At 61.3% G+C, this 24152-nt stretch carries 20 protein-coding genes; 12 read left to right on the forward strand and 8 right to left on the reverse strand.

Translation table 11 applies throughout. The annotated features are described in order from the left end of the window. Window positions 1-5: 5 nt before the first annotated feature. Window positions 6-359: a RidA family protein gene (locus ACZZ0Q_RS21830; protein ID WP_122497554.1), complete on the reverse strand. Its 354-nt coding sequence runs from the start codon at window positions 357-359 to the stop codon at window positions 6-8. Then, the gene (gene dadA, locus ACZZ0Q_RS21835) at window positions 334-1632 is read right to left on the reverse strand and encodes a D-amino acid dehydrogenase (RefSeq protein WP_463540817.1); all 1299 of its coding nucleotides are present in this window, start codon (window positions 1630-1632) and stop codon (window positions 334-336) included. The genes ACZZ0Q_RS21830 and dadA overlap by 26 nt, the downstream gene beginning before the upstream one ends. Before the next feature lie 156 nt (window positions 1633-1788). Here dadA and dadR point away from each other — a divergent pair, with 156 nt between their 5' ends. Further along, window positions 1789-2277: a transcriptional regulator DadR gene (gene dadR, locus ACZZ0Q_RS21840; RefSeq protein WP_108098017.1), complete on the forward strand. Its 489-nt coding sequence runs from the start codon at window positions 1789-1791 to the stop codon at window positions 2275-2277. Between the two features lie 4 nt (window positions 2278-2281). Here dadR and ACZZ0Q_RS21845 read toward each other — a convergent pair whose 3' ends face one another. Beyond that, a complete protein-coding gene (locus ACZZ0Q_RS21845) occupies window positions 2282-2635 on the reverse strand; it encodes a YkgJ family cysteine cluster protein (RefSeq protein ID WP_463540816.1) in 354 nt (117 codons plus the stop codon). A 131-nt stretch (window positions 2636-2766) separates the two neighbouring features. Here ACZZ0Q_RS21845 and ACZZ0Q_RS21850 point away from each other — a divergent pair, with 131 nt between their 5' ends. Beyond that, the gene (locus tag ACZZ0Q_RS21850; protein WP_463540815.1) at window positions 2767-4065 is read left to right on the forward strand and encodes an NAD(P)/FAD-dependent oxidoreductase; all 1299 of its coding nucleotides are present in this window, start codon (window positions 2767-2769) and stop codon (window positions 4063-4065) included. Window positions 4066-4106: 41 nt separating this feature from the next. Here the strand turns inward: ACZZ0Q_RS21850 and gbdR are convergent, their stop codons facing one another. Both gbdR and ACZZ0Q_RS21860 read right to left on the reverse strand, forming a co-directional pair. Further along, on the reverse strand, window positions 4107-5210 hold the full coding sequence (gene gbdR, locus ACZZ0Q_RS21855; protein ID WP_122497562.1) for a choline metabolism transcriptional regulator GbdR: 1104 nt from the start codon (window positions 5208-5210) through the stop codon (window positions 4107-4109). Between the two features lie 484 nt (window positions 5211-5694). Further along, a complete protein-coding gene (locus tag ACZZ0Q_RS21860; protein ID WP_463540814.1) occupies window positions 5695-7071 on the reverse strand; it encodes an L-serine ammonia-lyase in 1377 nt (458 codons plus the stop codon). A gap of 352 nt (window positions 7072-7423) precedes the next feature. On the opposite strand from ACZZ0Q_RS21860, the gene ACZZ0Q_RS21865 reads away from it, so the two are divergent. From ACZZ0Q_RS21865 to betA, 7 genes are all read left to right on the forward strand, one after another. Beyond that, complete coding sequence (locus tag ACZZ0Q_RS21865) at window positions 7424-8368, forward strand: choline ABC transporter substrate-binding protein (RefSeq protein ID WP_463540813.1); 945 nt, start codon at window positions 7424-7426, stop codon at window positions 8366-8368. Window positions 8369-8666: 298 nt separating this feature from the next. Further along, window positions 8667-9608: a choline ABC transporter substrate-binding protein gene (locus ACZZ0Q_RS21870; RefSeq protein WP_122497568.1), complete on the forward strand. Its 942-nt coding sequence runs from the start codon at window positions 8667-8669 to the stop codon at window positions 9606-9608. 102 nt (window positions 9609-9710) lie between these two features. Further along, on the forward strand, window positions 9711-10556 hold the full coding sequence (gene choW, locus ACZZ0Q_RS21875; RefSeq protein ID WP_463540812.1) for a choline ABC transporter permease subunit: 846 nt from the start codon (window positions 9711-9713) through the stop codon (window positions 10554-10556). Continuing rightward, complete coding sequence (choV, locus tag ACZZ0Q_RS21880; protein ID WP_463384498.1) at window positions 10553-11731, forward strand: choline ABC transporter ATP-binding protein; 1179 nt, start codon at window positions 10553-10555, stop codon at window positions 11729-11731. The genes choW and choV overlap by 4 nt, the downstream gene beginning before the upstream one ends. Before the next feature lie 243 nt (window positions 11732-11974). Continuing rightward, window positions 11975-12565, forward strand: coding sequence for a transcriptional regulator BetI (gene betI, locus ACZZ0Q_RS21885; RefSeq protein WP_463540811.1), 591 nt, complete (start codon window positions 11975-11977; stop codon window positions 12563-12565). A 40-nt stretch (window positions 12566-12605) separates the two neighbouring features. Continuing rightward, complete coding sequence (betB, locus tag ACZZ0Q_RS21890) at window positions 12606-14078, forward strand: betaine-aldehyde dehydrogenase (protein WP_463540810.1); 1473 nt, start codon at window positions 12606-12608, stop codon at window positions 14076-14078. A gap of 123 nt (window positions 14079-14201) precedes the next feature. After that, entirely contained in the window at window positions 14202-15884 is a 1683-nt protein-coding gene (gene betA, locus ACZZ0Q_RS21895) for a choline dehydrogenase (protein WP_463540809.1), read from the forward strand. A gap of 473 nt (window positions 15885-16357) precedes the next feature. Here the strand turns inward: betA and torT are convergent, their stop codons facing one another. Next, window positions 16358-17389 (reverse strand): TMAO reductase system periplasmic protein TorT, encoded by a 1032-nt coding sequence (gene torT, locus ACZZ0Q_RS21900; protein WP_463540808.1) that lies wholly within the window; start codon window positions 17387-17389, stop codon window positions 16358-16360. Window positions 17390-17588: 199 nt separating this feature from the next. On the opposite strand from torT, the gene mdtD reads away from it, so the two are divergent. Next, window positions 17589-19016: a multidrug transporter subunit MdtD gene (mdtD, locus tag ACZZ0Q_RS21905; RefSeq protein WP_463540807.1), complete on the forward strand. Its 1428-nt coding sequence runs from the start codon at window positions 17589-17591 to the stop codon at window positions 19014-19016. A 17-nt stretch (window positions 19017-19033) separates the two neighbouring features. On the opposite strand, the gene ACZZ0Q_RS21910 is transcribed toward mdtD, so the two are convergent. After that, entirely contained in the window at window positions 19034-20284 is a 1251-nt protein-coding gene (locus ACZZ0Q_RS21910; RefSeq protein WP_463560922.1) for an HD-GYP domain-containing protein, read from the reverse strand. Window positions 20285-20506: 222 nt separating this feature from the next. Here ACZZ0Q_RS21910 and dbpA point away from each other — a divergent pair, with 222 nt between their 5' ends. Together dbpA and ACZZ0Q_RS21920 are read left to right on the forward strand one after the other, a co-directional pair. Continuing rightward, window positions 20507-21886, forward strand: coding sequence for an ATP-dependent RNA helicase DbpA (gene dbpA, locus ACZZ0Q_RS21915; RefSeq protein WP_122497583.1), 1380 nt, complete (start codon window positions 20507-20509; stop codon window positions 21884-21886). Window positions 21887-22002: 116 nt separating this feature from the next. After that, the gene (locus ACZZ0Q_RS21920; protein WP_463540806.1) at window positions 22003-23238 is read left to right on the forward strand and encodes a GGDEF domain-containing response regulator; all 1236 of its coding nucleotides are present in this window, start codon (window positions 22003-22005) and stop codon (window positions 23236-23238) included. Here the strand turns inward: ACZZ0Q_RS21920 and ACZZ0Q_RS21925 are convergent. Continuing rightward, entirely contained in the window at window positions 23235-24026 is a 792-nt protein-coding gene (locus ACZZ0Q_RS21925; protein WP_463540805.1) for a substrate-binding periplasmic protein, read from the reverse strand. The genes ACZZ0Q_RS21920 and ACZZ0Q_RS21925 overlap by 4 nt on opposite strands. Window positions 24027-24152 lie beyond the last annotated feature (126 nt).

A 24152-nucleotide genomic window follows, 5' to 3' on the forward strand; every position in this document is an offset into this window, starting at 1 on the left:
CGGTGTTACGGCAGCGCCGCGATGACGGTCATTTCCACCAAGGCTTCGTCGGTGTACAGCTTGGCTTCAACGCACGCCCGGGCAGGCGCAGTGCCCGGCGTTACCCAGGCGTCCCACACGGCATTGAGGCCGGCATAACCGCTGGCCATGTCTTTGAGGTAGATGGTCACCGACAGAATGCGGCTCTTGTCGGTACCCGCCTCGGCGAGCAAGCGGTCGATGTTGGCAAGCGTTTCGCGGGTCTGCTGCGCGGCATCGCCTGCGTAGCTGTCAGCCAGTTGGCCGGCCAGGTAGACCGTGCCGTTGTGGATGACGATTTCGCTGTAGCGGGTTTCAGTGTGCAGGCGCTGGATTGGCATGTTTGTGGCTCTCTTTGGAATGGCCGTAACGGGAGATATCCAGACCTTCGGCGCTGATTTGCGGGCGTTTCTTCGCCATCAAGTCAGCCAGCAGACGACCAGAGCCACAGGCCATGGTCCAACCGAGGGTGCCGTGGCCGGTGTTCAGGAACAGGTTTTTATACGAGGTGCCACCCACAATCGGCGTGCCGTCCGGCGTAGTCGGGCGCAGGCCGGTCCAGAACTCGGCCTGGGCCAGGTTGCCGCCTTGTGGGTACAGATCGTTGACGATCATTTCCAGGGTTTCGCGACGACGCGGGTTCAGGCTCAGGTCGAAGCCGGCAATTTCCGCCATGCCGCCGACGCGGATGCGGTTGTCGAAACGGGTGATGGCGACCTTGTAGGTTTCATCAAGGATGGTGGAGGTCGGTGCCATATCGCCATTGGTGATCGGCACGGTCAGCGAGTAACCCTTGAGCGGATACACCGGGGCTTTGATGCCCAGCGGCTTGAGCAATTGCGGCGAGTAGCTGCCCAGCGCCAACACGTAGCGATCAGCCGTTTCCAGTTTGCCGTTGACCCACACGCCGTTGATGCGGTCGCCAGCGTGGTCGAGGCCTTCGATGCTTTGGCCGAAGCGGAACTCGACGCCCAGGTCCACGCACATTTGCGCCAGGCGGGTGGTGAACATCTGGCAGTCGCCGGTCTGGTCGTTAGGCAGACGCAGGGCGCCGGCGAGAATATTGGTCACGCCAGCCAGCGCCGGTTCAACGCGGGCAATGCCGTCTCGGTCCAGCAGTTCATACGGCACACCGGATTGCTCCAGCACGGCGATGTCTTTGGCGGCGTTATCGAGCTGTGCCTGGGTGCGGAACAGCTGAGTGGTGCCCAAGCTGCGACCTTCATAGGCGATGCCGGTTTCGGCACGCAGCTCGTCGAGGCAGTCGCGGCTGTATTCAGACAACCGCACCATGCGCTCTTTATTCACCGCATAACGGCTGGCGGTGCAGTTGCGCAGCATCTGCAACATCCACAGGTATTGGTCGATATCGGCGGTGGCTTTAATGGCCAGCGGGGCGTGGCGTTGCAGCAGCCACTTGATGGCTTTCAAGGGAACACCCGGTGCGGCCCAGGGCGAGGCGTAGCCTGGCGAAACCTGGCCGGCGTTGGCGAAGCTGGTTTCCATGGCCGGCGCGGCCTGGCGATCCACAACCACCACCTCAAAGCCGGCACGGGCTAGATAGTAGGCGCTGGTCGTACCAATCACACCGCTGCCCAACACCAGAACTCGCATGGTTTGCTCCCTTGCCGCGATTTCTCGCTGACGTTTGATATCTTGATCGAAATTCCGCGCAGTATATTGAGCCACTACCAGTGCATTTCACTGTATTGCTGGCTATATTCGACGAGAATTCTTGGCAAAACCCGTTATTACAGAGGCGGATTCCCCATGCGGACCCAGCACCAGAGCCGTCGTGAACTGGACAAAATCGACCGTAATATTTTACGAATCCTGCAGGAAGACGGTCGTCTGTCCTTCACCGAACTGGGCGAGCGCGTGGGGCTTTCCACCACGCCGTGCACCGAGCGGGTTCGGCGCCTGGAGCGTGAAGGCATCATCATGGGCTACAACGCCCGCCTGAATCCGCAGCACCTCAAGGCCAGCTTGTTGGTATTCGTAGAGATTAGTTTGGACTACAAATCTGGCGATACTTTCGAAGAGTTCCGACGGGCCGTGCTGAAGCTGCCGCACGTGCTGGAATGCCACTTGGTGTCGGGCCACTTCGACTATTTAGTGAAGGCGCGCATTTCCGAGATGGCTTCGTACCGCAAGCTGCTGGGCGACATCCTCCTCAAGCTGCCCCACGTACGCGAATCGAAAAGCTACATCGTCATGGAAGAAGTGAAGGAAAGCCTGACCTTGCCCGTGCCCGACTGATCGTTCAGACCAGCACCTGGCGTGTGCTGGCGATCAACTGATGCACGCCCTTCTCCACGCGCTCATCAATCCACTCGTCAGGACGGCGACCGTTCGGGCACGGCAGGCGCGGCGTGGTGCCGAATAGCCGGCAAATCAGCGGCCGCTCTTCGTACACCTCGCACCCTTGCGGGCCGAGGTGCACGCAGTTGAACTCAGCCAGCGCCGCGTCATGCTCGGCATCCGACTTCACCGGCAAACGCGACATTTCTTCCGACGACGCCGTCACCGGCCCGCAGCAATCGTGACAACCGGGCACACAGGCGAAGCTGGGAATGCGTTGGCGCAGCTGATCAATCTTGCGGCTGTTGCAGCTCATGGGGCGAGTCCTGGAGTGAGCCGGCATGGTAGCAACCGACGAAGGTTTTTTCCCGCCGCCCCTTGGCGCTGCCTGAGCGGCCCGCTTATCCTGCGTAAAATTTACCAAACATAAGAATCAGGATTTCACACATGCACGCCAGCGTTCAGCCAACGCACGCTCCTTCCTATTACGCCGCCACCGCCAACCGCCAGCTTAGTTTTGCGCCGTTGGCCGGCGAAGTGCGGGCGGATGTCTGCATCGTCGGCGGTGGGTTTTCCGGGCTGAACACCGCCATCGAACTGGCTGAACGCGGCCTTAGCGTGGTGCTGTTGGAAGCCAATCAGGTGGGCTGGGGCGCCAGCGGGCGCAACGGCGGCCAACTGATTCGCGGCGTCGGCCATGACGTCGAGCGCTTTGCCGGCGTGGTCGGTGCCGACGGTGTGCGCGAACTGAAGCTGCTGGGCCTGGAAGCGGTGGAGATCGTTCGCCGGCGCATCGAGCACTTCAACATTCAGTGCGACCTCACGTGGGGCTACTGCGACCTGGCCAACAAACCCGACGACCTCGAAGGCTTCGCCGACGACCTCGCCGAATTGCGCGGACTGGGCTATCGCCACGAACTGCGTTTGCTGCAAGCCGACGACATGCATCAGGTAGTCGGTTCCAGTCGCTACGTAGGCGGTTTGATCGACATGGGCTCGGGCCATCTTCATCCGCTCAACCTGGCGCTCGGTGAAGCGGCTGCCGCGCAGTCGCTCGGCGTGCAGCTGTTCGAGCACTCGGCCGTTACCCGCATCGACTACGGCAACGAAGTGGTGGTGCACACCGCTGGCGGCAAGGTGCGGGCGACCAATCTGGTGCTGGCGTGCAACGCCTATCTCAATGGTTTGAACAGCAGCCTGGGCGGCAAGGTGCTGCCGGCGGGCAGCTACATCATCGCCACCGAACCCTTGAGCCCGGCGCAGGCGCGCACGCTCATTCCGCAGAACATGGCGCTCTGCGACCAGCGTGTGGCGCTGGATTACTATCGTTTGTCTGCCGACCGCCGCTTGCTGTTCGGCGGTGCCTGCCATTACTCCGGGCGGGATCCGAAAGACATCGCCGCCTATATGCGGCCGAAAATGCTTGAGGTGTTCCCGCACCTGGACAAGGTGAACATCGATTTCCAGTGGGGCGGCATGATCGGCATCGGCGCCAACCGGCTGCCGCAAATTGGCCGACTCAAAGACCAGCGCAACGTGTTCTATGCCCAGGCCTATTCCGGCCACGGCGTGAACGCCACGCACCTGGCCGGCCGCCTGCTCGCCGAGGCGATTGCCGGTCAGGAAAGTCGCGGTTTCGACCTGTTCGCCAGCGTGCCCCACGTCACCTTCCCGGGCGGCAAATACCTGCGCTCGCCGCTGCTGGCCATGGGCATGCTCTGGCATCGTTTGAAAGAAGTGCTGTAACCGATCTGGCCGCAGCACGCGGCCAGGTTCGCGCTGGGACGTTACAGGCGCACGCTGGCGAAGGTGGATTCGCTGCGTGCCTGACTCAGCGCCGACATCGCGCCCGGCGTCGACGCCAGTACCAACGCTTGTGGAATCGGCATCAGGGCAACTTGCTGAGCGGTGTTGGAGCCCATGCGTTCGTCACGCGGTGGAATGCCGAAGTACTCGCGGTAGCACTTGGAGAAGTGCGGCGTAGACACAAACCCGCACACGGAAGCCACTTCGATAATCGACATCGGCGTCTGCTTGAGCAGTTGGCGCGCCCGCACCAGGCGCAGCTTCAGGTAGTAGCGCGACGGCGAGCAGTGCAGGTACTTCTGAAACAGGCGCTCAAGCTGGCGACGCGAGACGTTGACGTACACCGCCAACTCGTCGAGGTCGATGGGTTCCTCCAGATTGGCCTCCATCAACACCACGATTTCCTGCAGCTTCGGCTGATTGGTGCCGAGCATGTGCTTGAGCGGCACGCGCTGGTGGTCTTGCTCGTTACGGATGCGCTCGTACACAAACATTTCCGAAATCGCCGCCGACAGCTCGCGGCCGTGCTCGCGGGAAATCACGTGCAGCATCATGTCCAGCGGCGCGGTGCCGCCCGAACTGGTGAAGCGGTTGCGGTCCAGGGTGAACAAGCGCGTGCTCATCACCACACGGGGGAAGGCTTCCTGCATCGCGGCCAGGCATTCCCAGTGCACGCTGCAATCAAAGCCATCGAGCAGCCCGGCGCACGCCAGCGCCCAGCTGCCGGTGCACACCGCGCCCAGCTTGCGCGACTGACGCGCCTGGGTTTGCAGCCACAACACGTGTTCGCGGGTAACACTGCGTTGAATGCCAATGCCGCCGCAGACAATCACCATGTCCAGCGCCGGCGCCTTGCTGGCTGCGCAGTCCGGGGTAATTTGCAGACCATCGCTGGCCCACACCTGATTGCCGTCCAGGGTCATGGTGGTCCAGCGATACAGCTCGCGGCCCGAAAGCTGGTTGGCCATCCGCAGGGGCTCCACGGCCGAGGCCAGGGAGATCAGAGTGAAATTGTCCAACAGCAGAAAGCCGATGGATTGTGGAGCACGGTTCTGGGGTTGTGCCCCTTGGTTGAACGGCGTCATCACGGTTCTCCTCACGCAGGTGTGGCCCCAGTCGGGACTCTTTATTTTTATGACTCGGGTGCGTTCACACCTTCGAGCTATAGCAGGCCTAACGCAAAGCCCATGCCTAAATTGAACGAGCATTCAAAAAAAACTGAAAACGACGTCGTTGAGGCTCTAGCCAGCGGCGGCTAACAAGACGGGAGCGCCTGAGCCAAGGGGTTTGGTGCGGCGTGACTGAGCAGTTTCGTAGCACTTGGGCCGGCGCGTTGGCGACGCGCTTGGAAACTGTCACTGCTGGCACATGGCTGGCCGTTACACCGCGCCAAAACATGGCGTGGGGCAAGCGCAGCGATCAAAAAGTGTGCAGCGCTTTGCGCCGGCGGCTGGGCTTCAAGGGCGAGATCAAAAACTCGAGGCTAAAGCCTCTCGCACAGGGACCGCATAGCTTCTGTAGGAGAGGCTTTAGCCTCGATTCCTGCAAACGGTGATAGCCAAAGCCACCTCAACACTCAATCGCACTCACCGCCAATCCACCGCGTGAGGTCTCTTTGTATTTGTCGTGCATGTCGGCGCCGGTGTCGCGCATGGTGCGGATCACGCGGTCGAGGGAAATAAAGTGTTCGCCATCACCGCGCAGCGCCATTTGCGCGGCGTTGATGGCTTTCACCGCGGCGATGGCATTGCGCTCGATGCACGGCACCTGTACCAGCCCGCCCACAGGGTCGCAAGTCAGGCCCAGGTTGTGTTCCAGGCCGATTTCGGCGGCGTTTTCCAGTTGCCCTGGCGTGGCGCCCAGAATTTCCGCCAAGCCCGCAGCGGCCATGGCGCAGGCAGACCCGACCTCGCCCTGGCAACCGACTTCGGCGCCAGAAATCGAGGCGTTTTTCTTGCACAAAATGCCGATGGCGGCAGCGGCCAAAAAGTAATCGCACACGTCCGCCTCGGTCACCGCCGGGCTGAAGCGCACGAAGTAATGCAGCACCGCCGGAATGATGCCGGCCGCGCCATTGGTAGGCGCGGTCACCATGCGCCCTCCCGCTGCGTTTTCTTCGTTCACGGCCAGGGCGAACAGGTTCACCCATTCCATGCCGCTCAATGTCGAGCCAATCACGTTGGGCTTGCCCAGCTCCTGCAGGCTGCGGTGCAACTTGGCGGCGCGGCGTTTCACGTTCAAGCCGCCGGGCAGAATGCCTTCGTGCTTGAGACCGTTGTTGACGCACTCGCACATGGCTTTCCACAGGCGCATCAGGCCTTGGCGAATTTCCGCTTCACTGCGCCAGGCCTTTTCGTTGGCCATCATCAGCTCCGACACGCGCAGGTTGTGGGTTTTGCACAACTGCAGCAGCTCTTCGGCACTGGAAAAATCGTACGGCAGCGCCGTGTGGTCCTGGTCAAGCAGGCCGCTGGCAGCCTGCTCGGCGTCCACCACGAAACCACCGCCCACGGAGTAATAGGTGTCACGGTGCAGCTCGCCGCCCTCGCCTTCGGCAATCAGCGTCATGGCGTTGGGGTGATACGGCAGGTTTTCGTCGAGCAGCAGCATGTCGCGCTGCCACTGGAACGGCACTTCGAAATGCCCGTCGAGCAGCAGGCAGCCGCTCTCGTGCAGCGCCGCAATGCGCGGGGCGATGGCCGCCGGGTCGATCGCATCTGGCCAATCGCCCATCAAGCCCATGATCACCGCGCTGTCGCTGCCATGGCCGACGCCGGTGGCCGACAGCGAGCCATACAGGCGCACTTCAACGCGGCGCACGTGTTGCAGTTGTCCGCGTTCGCGCAGGCCTTGCAGAAACAAGGCGGCGGCGCGCATTGGGCCAACGGTGTGAGAGCTGGAGGGGCCGATGCCTATTTTGAATAGGTCGAACACGCTGATGGCCATGGTATTTCCTCAACCGGTACAGGGCAGCAAGCGCGCCCAACTTGCGCGGATCATCAGGCTTTTAGTGCGCTGTGCGGGGTCTGACACCGACTTGATCATGCCCAGCAACGTCGCCGCTGCGCTGCCTTGAGACCGGCAGCGACACGCCCGCGCTGAATGCGACCTCGGCCACTCTAAACGCGACCTCCAGCGTGGCCGCGGTCACGTCCCACGCGCATAGTCGCCGCGCCCGGCATGCTTCCTGCGAGTGTATGGGCCTGCCATTTGGCAACCGGCGACTTCCAGGTGTACGCCCGCGCGGCCGACACGGAAGTTTGGAGTGAATACCCGTCCCGCTAAGGAAAAGCATCCTATGAAACTCGTGACCTCTGTTTGCCTGGCGCTCAGCCTGGCGACGCCCGTATTGGCCACTGCCGCTGAACCGGAAAGCTGCAAACTGGTGCGCTTTGCCGACGTGGGCTGGACCGACATTACCGTCACCACCGCCGTCAGCCGCTACCTGCTGGGCTCGCTGGGCTACACCACCAATGCCAAGCGCCTGTCGGTGCCCGACACCTTCAAGAACCTGGAAACCAAACAGATCGACGTGTTCCTGGGCAACTGGATGCCGGCCCAGGAACACGAGATCAAACCCTTCCTCGATGCGGGCAGCATCGAAAGCGTGCGGGCCAATTTGCACGGCGCCAAATACACCTTGGCAGTGCCGACGTTCGTGTACGACGGCGGCCTGAAAAGCTTCGCCGACCTGGGCAAATACCGCGAAAAGCTCGACGGCAAAATCTACGGCATCGAGCCCGGCAACGATGGCAACGCGCTGATCCAGAAAATGATCAAGGGCAATTCGTTCGGCACCGGCCAATTCGAGCTGGTGGAAAGCAGCGAACAGAAAATGCTCGCCAGCGTGACCCGCGCCGAGCACTTGGAGCAGTGGATTGTGTTCCTCGGTTGGGAACCGCACCCGATGAACAACCACCTGAAAATGAAATACCTGGACGGCGGTGACGAGTTCTTCGGCCCCGACTACGGCGGCGCCACGGTGTACTCGTTGACGCGCAAAAACTTCAGCACGGAGTGCACGAACGTCGGCACCTTGCTCAGCAATCTGGAATTCAGCCTGGGCATGGAAAACGAGCTGATGGACCAGGTCATCAACCAAACCGCCAACCCGCGCCAGTCGGCCAAAGACTGGCTCTACGCGCACCCCGAAGTGCTCGATAAGTGGCTGCATGGCGTCACCACGCGCGACGGCAAACCCGCACTGGCGGTGGTGCGCGAAAAGCTCGAACTGGCGCCCTGAGCACCATTCCCTGAGCGCAAAACCTCGCAATAAGCAGGCTCGCGCTCAGGGCAAAACGTCGTAAACGACCTGACCAATGCTGGATACGACGCCCTCTGCACTGGTTGCGACCCACCCTGTAGGCGTTTGAATTGTCCTGCTACATGATCGTTCTCGACATGACCGCTAGGCTTCGTTGCGCCAATGCCGGGACTTTCCCGCGCTTGCCCGACCCGAGGCCGACCCTATAAGCAGGACTACAACAAGCGGCGAAGCGCGTACTGCACTGCCAACCAATAATTTTAAAAGGAGTCAGTCCATGAAAATGTCCACACCCTTGTTATTGCTCGCCACGCTTAGCCTGCCCTTGCTGGCTAGCGCTGCCGAGCCTGCGTCATGCAGCACCGTGCGTTTTTCCGATGTGGGCTGGACCGACATCACCGTCACCACTGCGGTGACCAGTGAAGTGCTGGAGTCGCTGGGTTACAAAACCAAGACCACCATGATTTCCGTTCCCGTGACCTACAAATCACTGGCCGCAGGCAAAGACCTCGACGTGTTCCTCGGCAACTGGATGCCGACCATGGAAAACGACATCAAGGCCTACCGTGATGCCGGCACCGTGGAAACCGTGCGCGCCAACCTCGAAGGCGCCAAGTACACCCTCGCCGTACCGGACTACGCCTACGAGGCGGGCCTGAAAGATTTCTCCGACATCGCCAAATTCAAAGACAAGCTCGACGGCAAAATCTACGGCATCGAGCCTGGCAACGACGGCAACCGTCTGATCCAGAGCATGATCGACAAAGACGCCTTCGGCCTGAAGGGCTTCAAGGTGGTGGAGTCCAGCGAAGCGGCCATGCTTTCGCAACTCAAACGCTCCAGCCGCAAGAACGAGTTCATGGTGTTCCTGGGCTGGGAACCGCACCCGATGAACACCCGCAACAAGATGAAGTACCTCACCGGCGGCGACGAGTATTTCGGCCCCAACTTCGGCCAGGCCACCGTACTCACCAACGTGCGCAAAGGCTACGTGCAAGAGTGCGGCAACGTCGGCAAGTTGTTGACCAACCTCTCCTTCACCCTGGAGATGGAAAACAACCTGATGGACGCCGTGCTCAACGAAAACCAGAAACCGCGCGATGCCGCCAAAGCCTGGCTCAAAGCCAACCCGCAAGTGCTCGACACCTGGCTGGCCGGGGTTACCACCCTCGACGGTAAGCCGGGCCTGGACGCAGCCAAAGCTGCGCTCGCCAAGTAAGCCTTCGCTTCCAAAGACAGTAAGCAGTAACCGGGCGCGCACAGCCGTGATGGCGCGCCCGGCAGCCTGTGCCCATCCCGACCCACGTGGATAATCTCTACCATGCCGACTTTTGAAAAACTCCCTCTGGGCGAGAAAATCGCCGAATTCGTAGAGTGGCTGACCCAGCATGGCGCGGCGTATTTCGATGCCATCGCCTCGGCCCTGGAATTCATGATCCATGGGGTGACCAATGGCCTGACTTTTTTCAATCCGCTGGTATTGATCGGCCTGTTCGGTTTGCTCACCCACCTGATTCAACGCAAATGGGGCCTGACCCTGTTTTGCATCCTTTCGTTTCTGCTGATTCTCAACCTGGGCTACTGGCAAGAGACCATGGAAACCCTGGCGCAAGTGCTGTTCGCCACCTTCATCTGCGTATTGATTGGCGTGCCGCTGGGCATCATGGCCGCGCACCGCCCGCACTTTTACACGGTGCTGCAACCGATCCTCGATCTGATGCAAACCGTACCGACCTTCGTGTACCTGATTCCTACCCTGACCCTGTTCGGCCTGGGCGTTGTGCCGGGGCTGATTTCCACCGTGGTGTTCGCGGTGGCCGCACCTATTCGCCTGACCTACCTGGGCATTCGCGACGTGCCTAACGAGCTAATGGACGCCGGCAAAGCCTTCGGCTGCTCGCGCCGCCAACTGCTGACTCGCATCGAACTGCCGTACGCCATGCCGAGCATCGCGGCGGGCATCACCCAATGCATCATGCTGTCGCTGTCGATGGTGGTAATCGCCGCCCTGGTCGGCGCCGATGGCCTGGGCAAACCCGTGGTCAACGCATTGAACACAGCCGACATCGCACTCGGCTTCGAAGCCGGCCTGGCCATTGTGCTGCTGGCCATCATCCTCGACCGGGTGTGCAAACAACCCGAAGCGAAAGTGAAGGTTGAACAATGAGCATGATTCGTTTCGATAACGTCGACGTCATCTTCTCCAAGTACCCCAAGGAAGCCTTGGCGCTGCTTGACCAGGGCATGACCCGCGACCAGATCCTGAAAAAAACCGGCCTGGTGGTCGGTGTCGAGAAGGCCAGCCTGGACATCGAACGCGGCGAAATCTGCGTGATGATGGGCCTGTCGGGCTCGGGCAAATCCAGCCTGCTGCGCTGCATCAACGGCCTCAACACCGTGAGCCGTGGCCGCTTGCTGATCGAGCACGAAGGCCAGGAAGTGGACATCGCCAATTGCTCGCCCGCCACCCTCAAAGACATGCGCACCAAACGCATCGCCATGGTGTTTCAGAAGTTCGCCCTGATGCCCTGGCTGACCGTGCGCGAAAACATCAGCTTCGGCCTGGAAATGCAGGGCCGCCCCAGCGCACAGCGCACCAAGCTGGTGGATGAAAAACTCGAACTGGTGGGCCTCACCCAATGGCGCAACAAGCGCCCGGATGAGCTTTCCGGCGGCATGCAGCAGCGTGTAGGCCTGGCCCGTGCGCTGGCCATGGACGCCGACATTTTGCTGATGGACGAACCGTTCTCCGCCCTCGACCCGCTGATTCGCCAAGGCTTGCAAGACGAGCTGCTGGAGCTGCAACGCAAGCTGAGCAAAACCATCGTGTTCGTCAGCCACGACCTCGATGAAGCGCTGAAACTGGGTAGCCGCATCGCCATCATGAAAGACGGTCGGATCATCCAGTACAGCAAGCCGGAAGAGATCGTACTCAACCCGGCCGACGAATATGTACGCACCTTCGTTGCTCACACCAACCCGCTCAACGTGCTGTGCGGCCGCAGCCTGATGCGCAGCCTGGACAAATGCACGCGGGTAAACGGTGAAGTGTGCCTGGACCCTGGCAACGACTCCTGGCTTGGCTTGGCCGAAGGCAACATGTACCAGGGCGCTCGCCAAGGCGCCGATGCCATTACCCTGCAAAACTGGGCGCCGGGCGACGCAGTAGAAAGCCTGACCCGCCGCCCAACCTTGGTCGACTCCAACATCGGGATGCGCGACGCGTTGCAAATCCGCTACCAGACCGGGCACAAGTTGGTGCTGCACGATGCCAATCGGGTGGTGGGGGTGTTGGGGGATACGGAGCTGTATCACGCGTTGTTGGGTAAAAATCTGGGTTAACCAGACACGCAGATTCTTGCGGCTGGGCGGCATTCCGATTAGCCGCGATGCTCTTGATGAAAAAGCATCGCGGCTAAAGCCGCTCCTACAGGGTCGACGTCCCGTCCTCATGTCGCGAACACACCACACCGACTCCCCTATGTCGCTCCCAGCTACAGCCGGTCGTTTTTATTGATTCCTCGTTCAATAAAAACTCACTAGACTGCTGCAAAGCCCGTCGCGTCTGGATGCAGGAGTACACCGATGCCCAAAGTAGGGATGCAACCCATCCGCCGTTCACAGCTTATTCACGCCACCCTGGAAGCCGTGGACCAAGTGGGCATGGACGCCAGCATCGCCCTGATCGCCCGTTTGGCTGGCGTGTCCAACGGCATCATCAGCCATTACTTCCAAGACAAAAACGGCCTGCTTGAGGCCACCATGCGTCACCTGATGACGGCCCTCAGCCTGTCGGTGCGCGACCGTCGTGCGTTGCTGGAAGACGCTAGCCCCCGCGCCCACATCCGCACCATCATTGAAGGCAACTTCGACGACAGCCAGGTCAATGGCCCGGCCATGAAAACCTGGTTGGCCTTCTGGGCCAGCAGCATGCACCAGCCCTCGCTGCGTCGCTTGCAACGGATTAACGACCATCGCTTGTATTCAAATATCTGCTGCGAATTCCGCCGCGTATTGCCCGTTAACGAGGCGCGCATGGCGGCCCGTGGGCTGGCGGCGTTGATTGATGGCTTGTGGTTGCGCGGCGCCCTGAGTGGCGAGGCGTTCGATACCCAGCAGGCCCTGCAAATCGCTTTCGACTACCTGGACCAACAACTGGCCAGGCAAGCGGGCTAAGCGCTCGCCCTTCCCCTTACCCGAATTCCGCGAGGACACCATGGCCCGTTTCCCCCTGCAAAAACTCTACATCCACGGCGGCTACGTTGAGGCCACCAGCGGTGCCACGTTCCAGTCCATCAACCCGGCCAACGGCGAGGTGCTGGCCGAGGTGCAACGCGCCTCGCAGGCGGATGTGGAGCGCGCCGTGGCGAGCGCGCAACAGGGGCAGAAAGTCTGGGCCGCGATGACCGCCATGCAGCGCTCGCGCATCTTGCGCAAAGCCGTGGACATACTGCGCGAGCGCAACGACGAACTGGCCGAATTGGAAACCCTGGACACCGGCAAGGCGCTGTCGGAAACCCGTTACGTCGACATCGTCACCGGCGCCGACGTGCTCGAGTATTACGCCGGCCTGGTGCCCGCCATTGAAGGCGAGCAGATTCCGCTGCGCGAAACCTCGTTCGTCTACACCCGCCGCGAACCGCTGGGCGTAGTTGCCGGCATCGGCGCGTGGAACTACCCGATTCAGATCGCCCTGTGGAAATCCGCACCGGCGTTGGCGGCGGGCAACGCGATGATTTTCAAACCCAGCGAAGTCACCTCGCTGACCACCTTGAAGCTGGCGGAAATCTATACCGCCGCCGGCCTGCCCGATGGCGTGTTCAACGTGCTCACCGGCAGCGGCCGTGAAGTCGGCACCTGGCTCACCGAGCATCCGGCCATCGAGAAAATTTCCTTCACCGGCGGCACCGACACCGGCAAGAAAGTCATGGCCAGCGCCTCCAGCTCATCGCTTAAAGAAGTGACCATGGAACTGGGCGGCAAGAGCCCGTTGATCATCTTCGAAGACGCCAACCTCAACCGCGCCGCCGACATCGCCGTGATGGCCAACTTCTACAGCTCCGGCCAGGTGTGCACCAACGGCACCCGCGTGTTCGTGCCCCGCAGTTTGCAGGCGCGCTTCGAAGCCAAGGTGCTGGAACGTGTGCAGCGCATTCGCCTCGGCGACCCGACCGACGACAGCACCAACTTCGGCCCGCTGGTGAGCTTCGCGCACATGGAAAACGTGCTCGGCTACATCGCCAAAGGCAAAGAAGAAGGTGCGCGTCTATTGATCGGCGGCGAACGCGTGACCACGGGCGAATTCGGCAAAGGCGCCTACGTGGCCCCCACCGTATTCAGCGACTGCACCGACGACATGAGCATCGTGCGCGAAGAAATCTTCGGCCCGGTGATGAGCATTCTGGTGTACGACGACGAAGCCGAAGTGATCCGCCGCGCCAACGACACCGAGTTCGGCCTGGCGGCCGGCATCATCACCCAGGACCTCAACCGCGCCCACCGCGTGATTCACCAACTCGAAGCCGGTATTTGCTGGATCAACACCTGGGGCGAGTCGCCGGCCGAAATGCCAGTGGGCGGCTACAAACAGTCCGGCGTTGGGCGCGAAAACGGCCTGGTGACGTTGGCGCAGTACACGCGAATTAAATCGGTGCAGGTGGAGTTGGGTGGGTATACGTCGGTGTTCTAGGCATTGCAACTTCCTGTGGGAGCGGCTTAAGCCGCGATGCTCTTCAAGGTCAACAACTCGCGGCTAAAGCCGCTCCCACAGGCCGCATTCATACGGTTTGCCGCGTCTGATTCAGGACCAATCATGAACACAGAATTCGATTACATCATCGTCGGCGCCGGCTCGGCCGGTAACACCTTGGCCACGCGCCTGACCGAAGATGCCGACGTCACCGTGCTGCTGCTCGAAGCGGGCGGTCCGGACTATCGCCTCGACTTTCGCACCCAGATGCCCGCCGCGTTAGCCTTTCCGCTGCAAGGCCGGCGCTACAACTGGGCGTACGAAACCGACCCCGAACCGCACATGAACAATCGCCGTATGGAATGCGGGCGCGGCAAAGGCCTGGGCGGCTCGTCGCTGATCAACGGCATGTGCTACATCCGTGGCAATGCCATGGACTACGACGGCTGGGCGAAAAATCCAGGCCTGGAAGACTGGACCTACCTCGACTGCCTGCCCTACTTCCGCAAAGCCGAAACCCGCGACATTGGCGCCAACGACTACCACGGCGGCGACGGCCCGGTGAGCGTCACCACGCCAAAGGCCGGCAACAATCCGCTGTTCAACGCCATGGTCGAAGCCGGCGTGCAAGCCGGTTACCCGCGCACCGAAGACCTCAACGGTTACCAGCAGGAAGGCTTCGGCCCGATGGACCGCACCGTTACCCCGCAAGGCCGGCGCTCCAGCACGGCGCGTGGGTATTTGGACCAAGCGCGCGGGCGGCCAAACCTGACCATCGTCACCCACGCCCTCACCGACCGCGTGCTGTTCGAAGGCAAACAGGCCGTGGGCGTCGCGTACCTCAAAGGCACCAGCTCGATTCCCGTGGAAGCCATGGCGCGCCGCGAAGTGCTGGTGTGCTCGGGCGCCATCGCCTCGCCCCAAATCTTGCAACGCTCCGGCGTCGGCCCGGCGGCCTTGCTGAAAAAACTGCGCATACCGCTGGTGCACGACTTGCCCGGCGTGGGCGAGAACCTGCAAGACCATTTGGAAATGTACCTGCAATACGCCTGCACCCAACCGGTGTCGCTGTACCCATCGTTGCTGTGGTGGAACCAGCCGCCGATTGGCGCGAAATGGCTGTTCCTCGGCAAGGGCATCGGCGCCAGCAACCAGTTCGAAGCGGGCGGGTTTATCCGCAGCCGCGCCGAGTTTGAATGGCCGAACATCCAATACCACTTCCTGCCTGTGGCGATTAACTACAACGGCAGCAACGGCGTTAAAGAGCACGGCTTCCAGGCGCACGTGGGCTCCATGCGCTCGCCGAGCCGCGGGCGTATTCAGCTCAAATCCAAAGACCCGCGCGAGCACCCGAGCATCCTGTTCAACTACATGGCCACCGAACAGGACTGGCAAGAATTCCGCGACGGCATCCGCATCACCCGCGAGATCATGAACCAGCCCGCCCTCGACCCGTTCCGTGGCCGCGAAATCAGCCCCGGCCCCGAGGTGCAGACCGACGAGCAGCTCGACCAATTCATCCGCGAGCACGCCGAAACCGCCTTCCATCCCTCGTGCTCCTGCAAGATGGGCACCGACGACATGGCCGTAGTCGACGGCGAAGGCCGCGTGCATGGCGTGCAGGGCTTGCGCGTGGTGGATGCCTCGATCATGCCGCTGATCACCACCGGCAACCTCAACGCCCCGACCATCATGATCGCCGAGAAAATCGCCGACAAAATCCGCGGTCGAGCGCCGCTGCCACGCAGCACTGCGCCGTACTACGTGGCGAATGGGGCGCCGGTTAGAGGGGCGCCGTTGCGCTGATTTTCGTTTCCAGGAATCGCGACTGAAGTCGCTCCCACAGGGGAACGTGCCTTTGATCTGGGTTTTGATTTTGATCTACCCATCGCGACTGAAGTCGCTCCCACAGATCGCACAACCTGTAGGAGCGGCTTTAGCCGCGATGCTTTTGATTTAGCGTGTGATCTACCGCTTTTGATCTTGATCCTCCCGCCCCGTTGGCGAAGGCCGAGCGCAGGTGATGCGTAGGTGGACGCGAGGCAGGAAGCCGAGCGAGACGCGGTGGGCCACGGATGGCCCATCGCGGCGCGCCGCCGGGAGCATCACCGAAGCGAGGGGACCCGAAGCGCAGCGTCGGGCCGAGGTCGGGGCGAGCGCTTTTGGTTACTTTTCTGGCGACTGAGAAAAGTGACTCGCCCGTAAGGGGCGAAACAAAACGTTCAGCACGCGCGGTAACGAATGAAAACTGCGATCGCCAGGCGATGGCGACGAGCAGACTAGTCCGGCAAATTCCTACGAATCATCCACTGCCCATTCGGCGGCACCAGCACACTCAAATCCAGCCCTCGTACCGTCTGCTTATCCAGCATGATGATCTGCGGACTCACCCACCTCGCCACCGTCTGCTTCTCCAACAACCGCACCGCCATATCCACCGCAATGCGCGCTTGCACCACCGGTGAATCGGTCGGCGCCGCCAGCACCTGCCCCTGTGCAATCGGCTCCAGCAACCGCTCGTTGGTATAGAACGACAACGTCTCGAAGTGATAACGCGGCGCACTGTTGTGCTGCAGGCGCGAGGCAAACGCGGCCGCTTCGGCGTTGCCGACGATGTAATCGAGGTTGGGCTCGCGCTCCAACAAGCCGCGAATCAACGGTGCCTGCCCGGAAATATCCGCCGGCCCGTAGCCGCCATGAATCAACGTGACCGAGGTGCCTTCAAGCGCCTTGTGCAAACCCGCTTCGGCATCCTTCAACCAGCCTGCGCCCTGCGGACCCGGAAACCAGCCGACCCGAATCGCGCGGTCCTTGCTGTTGGCCAGCATGTAGGCAACGGCCGCCTCGGTCATGGCCGCGAAGTCCACCCGCGAATGGGCGCTGACGCCGGGACAGTCGAGTCGATTGGCCAGGTCAATCACCGGCGCGCCCTGATCGGCGACCGCTTTGATTTGCCCGCACAGCGCCGTGTCGCTGACGGCGCCGATGATGTACGCATCGGCGCCACGGTCGGCGCAGCGGGCGAACTGGTCGCTCTGCACCGTGGCGTTTTGGTAGCCGCCGGCATCGTAAATGCCCAGCCGCACACCCTGGCGATTGGCCTCTTGCGACAAGCCCCACGACATCGCCCACCAGTAACGACCGACGCCTTGCGGCACCATCGCGCAGATACGCCACGGCTTGCTGGCTTTGAGTTGCGGCCGATAACTGGCGGGCTGGCCATCGCTGACCACCGGCACCGGGAACCACTCTTCAGCGCGCAGGGGCAGCGCGAACAGCAGGCACATCGTTAAGCAATACATCACCCGCATGAGGCACGCCTTAACCAATGGAGTAGCAGAATGGAACGCCGGTACAAGCGTGGCAGTCGCATTTGAATAATGCCAACCCGTCGGCGGCAAAGTCAGGTCCGAACCGAGGCCATTTGCGCCATAGCTGCTGGTCAGTTGCAAAGCTTGGGCCTAGAGTCCGTGCAGCGTTGCCCGTGTCGCTCAGAAGTCGAGAACTGTTATGCCCGTACAACCCGCGCTGGATGCCCGCACTGCCCGTTTGCTGCCCTGGATTGTCGCCATCGCATTTTTTATGCAGACCCTGGACGGCACCATTCTCAACACTGCCCTGCCGGCCATGGCCCGCGAGCTGCTCGAAGACCCGCTGCGCATGCAGTCGGTGGTCATCGCTTACATGCTGACGGTGGCGCTGCTGATTCCGGCCTCCGGCTGGATTGCCGATCGCTTCGGCACACGCAGAATCTTCTTCGGCGCGATTTTGTTATTCAGCCTCGGCTCGTTGCTCTGCGCGCTTAGCGTCAGCCTCCCGCAGTTGGTGGGCGCGCGCATCGTGCAGGGGTTGGGCGGCGCGTTGATGATGCCGGTCGGGCGCTTAGTGGTGCTGCGCGCCTACCCACGCACGGAACTGGTGCGCATCATGAGTTTCATCACCCTGCCCGGTTTGCTGGGCCCGCTGATTGGCCCGACGCTGGGCGGCTGGCTGGTGGAATACGCCAGTTGGCATTGGATTTTTCTGATCAATATTCCGGTCGGCATCATCGGCTGCATAGCGGTGTACCGCGTGATGCCGGATTTGCGGGGCCCGCAACGCAGCCGCTTCGACACCTTGGGTTTTGTGCTGTTTGGTGGCGCCATGGTGCTGATCACCATCGCCCTCGAAGGCCTGGGCGAACTGCACCTGGCACACATGCGCGTGATGTTGCTGCTGCTCGGCGGCCTGGCCTGTTTGGCCGCCTACTGGCTGCGCGCCGGGCAGGTGGACGAGCCATTGTTTTCGCCCCGGCTGTTTCGCACCCGCACCTTTGCCGTGGGCATTCTGGGTAATTTGTTCGCCCGCCTGGGCAGCGGCTCGTTGCCGTTTCTGGTGCCGCTGTTGCTACAGGTGGCGCTCGGTTATTCGCCGGCCCAAGCGGGCATGAGCATGATTCCCCTGGCATTGGCGGCGATGGCAGTAAAGCCTGTGGCAAAAACTATCATCGACCGCTTCGGCTACCGCACCGTGCTTACCGGCAACACCCTGCTGCTCGGCGCCCTGCTGGCCAGCCTGGGCACCGTCAGCGCCGACACGCCTTACGCGCTATTGCTGCTGCACCTGGGCTTTCTCGGCGCAGTGAATTCCATGCAGTTCACGGCCATGAATACCGTCACCCTGATTGATCTGGACGACGCCAGCACCAGCAGCGGCAACAGCCTGCTGTCGGTGGTGGTGCAATTGGCGATTAGCCTGGGCATTGCCTCGGGCGCGGCGTTGCTCGGCGGCTTCACCAGTGAGATCGGCTCAGGCGAAATCGACAGCGTGCTGGGTGCGTTTCAGCTGACGTTTCTGTGTGTGGGCGTGTTGACGCTGCTGGCGGCGGGAATATTTCTGCAGCTATCGCCGGACGACGGGCGCAAGGCGAATCGCATCGCGACCGAGGTGCACGACTAAACAACGCGGCTGACGGCCTAGCTGAAGTAACTGCCGTTCTTGGTCGGCAGACCGCTCCACAGCTCTTCGAGCCGGGGGAATTTCCAGTCTTCCGGCGCTTCGCGGCCGACGATCTTTTCCCGGCCGACCAGCTTGGATAAGTCGACGATTTGCTGAGGAATCGGGGTTTTCGACTTGGCCGAGAAAAACACTTTTACCCGGGGCGTCAGCAGCGAGGTGGGGTGTTGGTCCATGACCAGGCCCAGCCGGCCACTTTCCAGACGCACCAGCGAGCCGGTGGGGTAAATGCCGACCGATTTGACGAAGGCCTGAAACACCGCCTGGTCGAAATGGCCCTTGCTCCACTCGGCCATTTTGCGGATGGACTCGGCCGGGTCCCAACCGGCTTTGTACGGGCGGTTGGAGGTGATGGCGTCATACACGTCGCACACCGCGCCCATTTTGGCGAACAGGCTGATTTCGTCGCCTTTCAAACGATGGGGATAACCGCTGCCATCGACTTTTTCATGGTGGTGCAGGCACACGTCGATCACCGCATCACTCACTTGCTGGTTTACGCCGAGCAAGCGCACGCCGGCTTCCGGGTGCTGGCGCACAGTGGTGAATTCGGCGTCGGTGAGCTTGCCGGGTTTGTTGAGGATGGCGTCGGGGATCATCATTTTGCCGATGTCGTGCAGCAAACCGGCAATGCCCGCCTCGCGCACTTGCGCCTCTTGCAGCTCCAGCTGACGCGCCAGGGCAATCATCAGCGCGCACACGGCCACCGAGTGCATGTAGGTGTATTCATCTGAGGTTTTCAACCGCGCCAGGCTGATCATGGCGTCGGGGTGGCGGGCTACCGACTCGGCGATTTCTTCCACCAGTTCGGCCACGTGCTCCGCGTTAATGGCCTGGCCCATGCGTACTTCGCCGAACATGGCGACCACCGCTTTTTTCGAGCGGGCGCAGAGTTTTTGTGCACGTTTGACTTCGTCATCCAGCGAAGCGCTGATCGGTTTTTGCGGCGCTTGGGCGTCGGTTACCAGCAACTGATCCACTTCGGCCGCCACTTGCGCCTGGCTTAACGCGGCGCTGCCGTCAGCGACATCACGACCTTTGGAGGCGTCGATCCACACTTCCTCGATGCCACTGTCGAGAATGCGCTTCAGGTCTTTTTCTTCGGTGAGTAGAAACTTGGCCTTCCAGAACGGGTGCTCCATCCACGAACCGCAAAATTCGTGAATGTGCATGCCTAGGCAAAGGTCAGTAACGGCGATTCGTTTCAGCACGGTGGCACCCGGAAACGGTCTTCGGTAACGGGCATGCATGAGCGCAAGCCCGACAAAGAAGTAATACCAGCAAATGGCCAGTTCTGCGCCAGACTTTAGCCGTAATCCGTCGGCTGCAACGCAGTTTTCCAACGCAGTCTGTCGCGCGCCGGTACGGCCCATGCCGTGCCGCGCGGCGCCCCTGTTACACTGCACGCCATTTCCGTTTAGCAGGTCTGTGCCGTGACTTCCACCGCGTTCAATTCGTTGCCCCTGTCCGCCGCCATGTTGGCCAACCTCGAGTCGCTGGGGTACGCCGAAATGACGCCGATTCAGGCACAAAGCCTGCCGGTGATTCTCAAGGGCATGGACCTGATCGCCCAGGCCAAAACCGGCAGCGGCAAAACGGCCGCCTTTGGCATCGGCCTGCTCAACCCGCTAAACCCGCGCTATTTCGGTTGCCAGGCGCTGGTGTTGTGCCCCACCCGCGAATTGGCCGACCAAGTGGCCAAAGAAATTCGCCGCCTGGCCCGCAGCGCCGACAACATCAAAGTACTGACCCTGTGTGGCGGCGTGCCCTTCGGCCCGCAAATCGGCTCGCTGGAGCACGGCGCACACATCATCGTCGGCACGCCGGGTCGTATTCAGGAGCACCTTCGTAAAGGCACGTTGAAACTCGACGGCCTCAACACACTGGTGCTCGACGAAGCCGACCGCATGCTCGACATGGGCTTTAACGACGCCATCACCGACATCATTGGCCAGACCCCCAGCAAGCGTCAGACGCTGCTGTTCTCCGCCACCTACCCGGCCGGCATCAAGCAGCTGTCCGCTGCCTTCATGCGCAATCCGCAGCAAGTAAAGGCCGAGGCGCTGCACGCCGACAGCCAGATCGAGCAGCGCTTCTACGAGATTGATCCGGACCAACGCATGCAGGCAGTGACAAAACTGCTGGCGCACTTCCGCCCGCAATCGTGCGTGGCGTTCTGCTTTACCAAGCAACAGTGCCAGGAAGTGGTCGACCACCTCACCGCCAAGGGCTTTTCGGCACAGAGCCTGCACGGCGATCTGGAACAGCGTGACCGCGATCAGGTGCTGGCCATGTTCGCCAACCGCAGTTGCAGCGTGCTGGTGGCCACCGACGTGGCGGCGCGCGGGTTGGACATCGACGCCCTCGACGCCGTCATCAACGTAGAGCTGGCGCGCGACTCGGAAATTCATATTCACCGCGTGGGCCGTACCGGTCGCGCCGGCGAAAAAGGCCTGGCCTTGAGCCTGGTCGCCCCGGCCGAAGGGCATCGTGCGCAAGCCATCGAAACCCGCCAGCAAGCGCCGCTGCACTGGGACCAGCTCGACAACCTGAAACCGCAACCCGGCGGCCCGCTGCAACCGCCCATGGTGACCCTGTGCATCGCCGCTGGGCGCAAAGACAAAGTGCGCCCCGGCGACATTCTCGGCGCGCTGACAGGCGATGCCGGCATTGCCGGAGACAAGGTCGGCAAGATTGCGATTTTTGATTACCAGGCCTATGTGGCGGTGGATCGCAACGTGGTAAACCAGGCGCTGAACCGCTTGAATAGCGGCAAGATCAAAGGCAAGTCGATTCGGGTAAGAATGTTGTAAGAGCCATCGCGGCTAAAGCCGCTCCCACAGGAAATCGGTTTTCTGTAGGAGCGGCTTTAGCCGCGATCGGGAACACGCCGTACGGTGCCGGCCACCGCGATTACAAGGAGTTGTAGGTGAGGAATATTCTGGTCGTCGAAGACAGCCCGCTCGTGCTCAAAATCCTCGAGCACCTGTTCCGCCAGGAACCCAACCTGCAGCCAGTGTTCTGCGCCTCGCTGGGCGAAGCCCAGGTGATGCTGGAGACCTCCGCCGGGCTGTTCTTCGCCGCTATCGTCGACCTCAATCTGCCCGATGCCATGGACGGTGAAATCGTCGACCTGGTGCTCGGCTTCAACCTGCCGTGCATCGTGCTCAGCGGCTCGTACAACGAGCAGCGCCGCGACGAGTTGTTGCTCAAAGGCGTGGTCGATTATGTGTTGAAGGAAAGTCAGCACTCCTACGAATACGCCTTCCGCCTGCTACACCGTCTGGAGAGCAACAGCCAGGTGAAAATTCTGGTGGCCGAGGATTCCGACGCCACGCGCAATTTCATCCGGCGCATTCTCACGTCCCACCTGTATCAGATCATCGAAGCGCAAGACGGCAACCAGGCGCTGCAAATTCTCAAAGATCAGCCCGACATCGACCTGCTGCTGGTAGACCACAGCATGCCGGGTATCAGCGGCTTCGATCTGGTGAAGTTGCTGCGCCAAAAAATGAAGCGTTCCGACTTGATCATTCTTGGCCTGTCGGCAGACACCAAAGGCTCGCTCAGCGCCTTGTTCATCAAACACGGCGCCGACGACTTCCTGCGCAAACCGTTTTGCCCGGAAGAACTCAACTGCCGCGTGATGTCGACCCTGGAACGTCGCGACCTGATGCAAGCGCTCAAGCAAGCGGCCTTGTTCGATTCGCTGACTAACCTTTACAACCGCCGCGCCTTCTACGAGCAAGGCACGCAAATGTGCAAGCTGGCGCAACGCGGTGGCCATGATCTGAGCGTGGCGATGCTTGATCTGGATTTATTCAAAAGCATCAACGACGACTACGGCCACGCCAGCGGCGATACGGCATTGGTGTTGTTTGCGCGGGCCTTGTTGCAGGTATTCCCCGACGCCTTGCTCGGGCGTTTGGGCGGCGAGGAGTTTGCGTTGATCAGCCGCCAGGACGCACCGGCCTTGGCAGTGGCGCTGGAGCAACTGCGCAACGTGGCGGCAGGTTTGCGTTATGCCACTGACGCACCGCCGCTGAATTTCAGCGCGGGCGTGTACCAGGGCGTGGCCGAGGATCTGGAAAGTCTGCTGCATCACGCCGACGGTCGTTTGTACCAGGCCAAGCATCAGGGTCGGGGCCGCACGGTCAGCAGCTAGTCAGGGATTTCGCCCGGGTCTTGCCCGGTTGGGCCCACTGCGTCACTCGCCGCCGCAAAACCATGAGCGGCAAAAATCTTCGCGTAGGTGCCGTCTTCACGCATGGCCTGCATGGCTTTATTGAAGCCGGTCACGATCTCTTGCGCGTGCGGGTGATTACTGCGCACCAGAATATGCAAACCGTTTTCGCTTAACGGTTTCGGCAAAAACTCCACTTGGTCTTCGATGCCGCGCAGCTCGTGCTGAAAGTAGTGACGCGCCACCAGTTCATCTTCGAGGGTCATTTGCACGCGGCCTGCGGCCAACATGCGTGCGCCCATGGCGAAATCCACCACCGGCACCCTGAGCAGCGATGGGGCGTTGTCGAACTCGCGCTGATACGAGTAGCCCCGCACCACCGCGATGCTGTTGTCGGCCAGATCGCTCAAGGAGTTGAAGTGAAGGTCGCTGCCTTTGCGCTGCATAAAACGGATGCGGTTAATCAGGTACGGTTCGGAAAAAATACCGTACTGGGCTCGTTCCGCGTCGTACCAGGCGCTCAGCACAATGTCGTAGTCGCCCGCTTGTAGGCCGTACAGCACCCGCGCCCAGGGCACTTGGAAATACGCACTGGAGTAACCGGCGCGCTTGAGCGCGGTGATCACCAGGTCGCTGGATAACCCGTTGTTGAGCAGGTTCACGTCGTTGAACGGCGGCCAGGTATTGGCGACCAAGCGCAGCGACTCGGCGCTCGTCGATGCGCTACAGGCTATAACCAGCCACAACATAAGGCGCGGGAATAACTTCATGCCTGGCGTCTTCTCAGTCTGACCCGTTTATACAAGCAGCTTAGTCAGGCCAGCGCCAACAACACCAGCGACCAAACGCCAAGTTTGTGCGGCGCTTACGCTAAACTGCCGCCCCGGTGGGTTGGC

This window comes from Pseudomonas sp. AC070 (assembly GCF_979258635.1).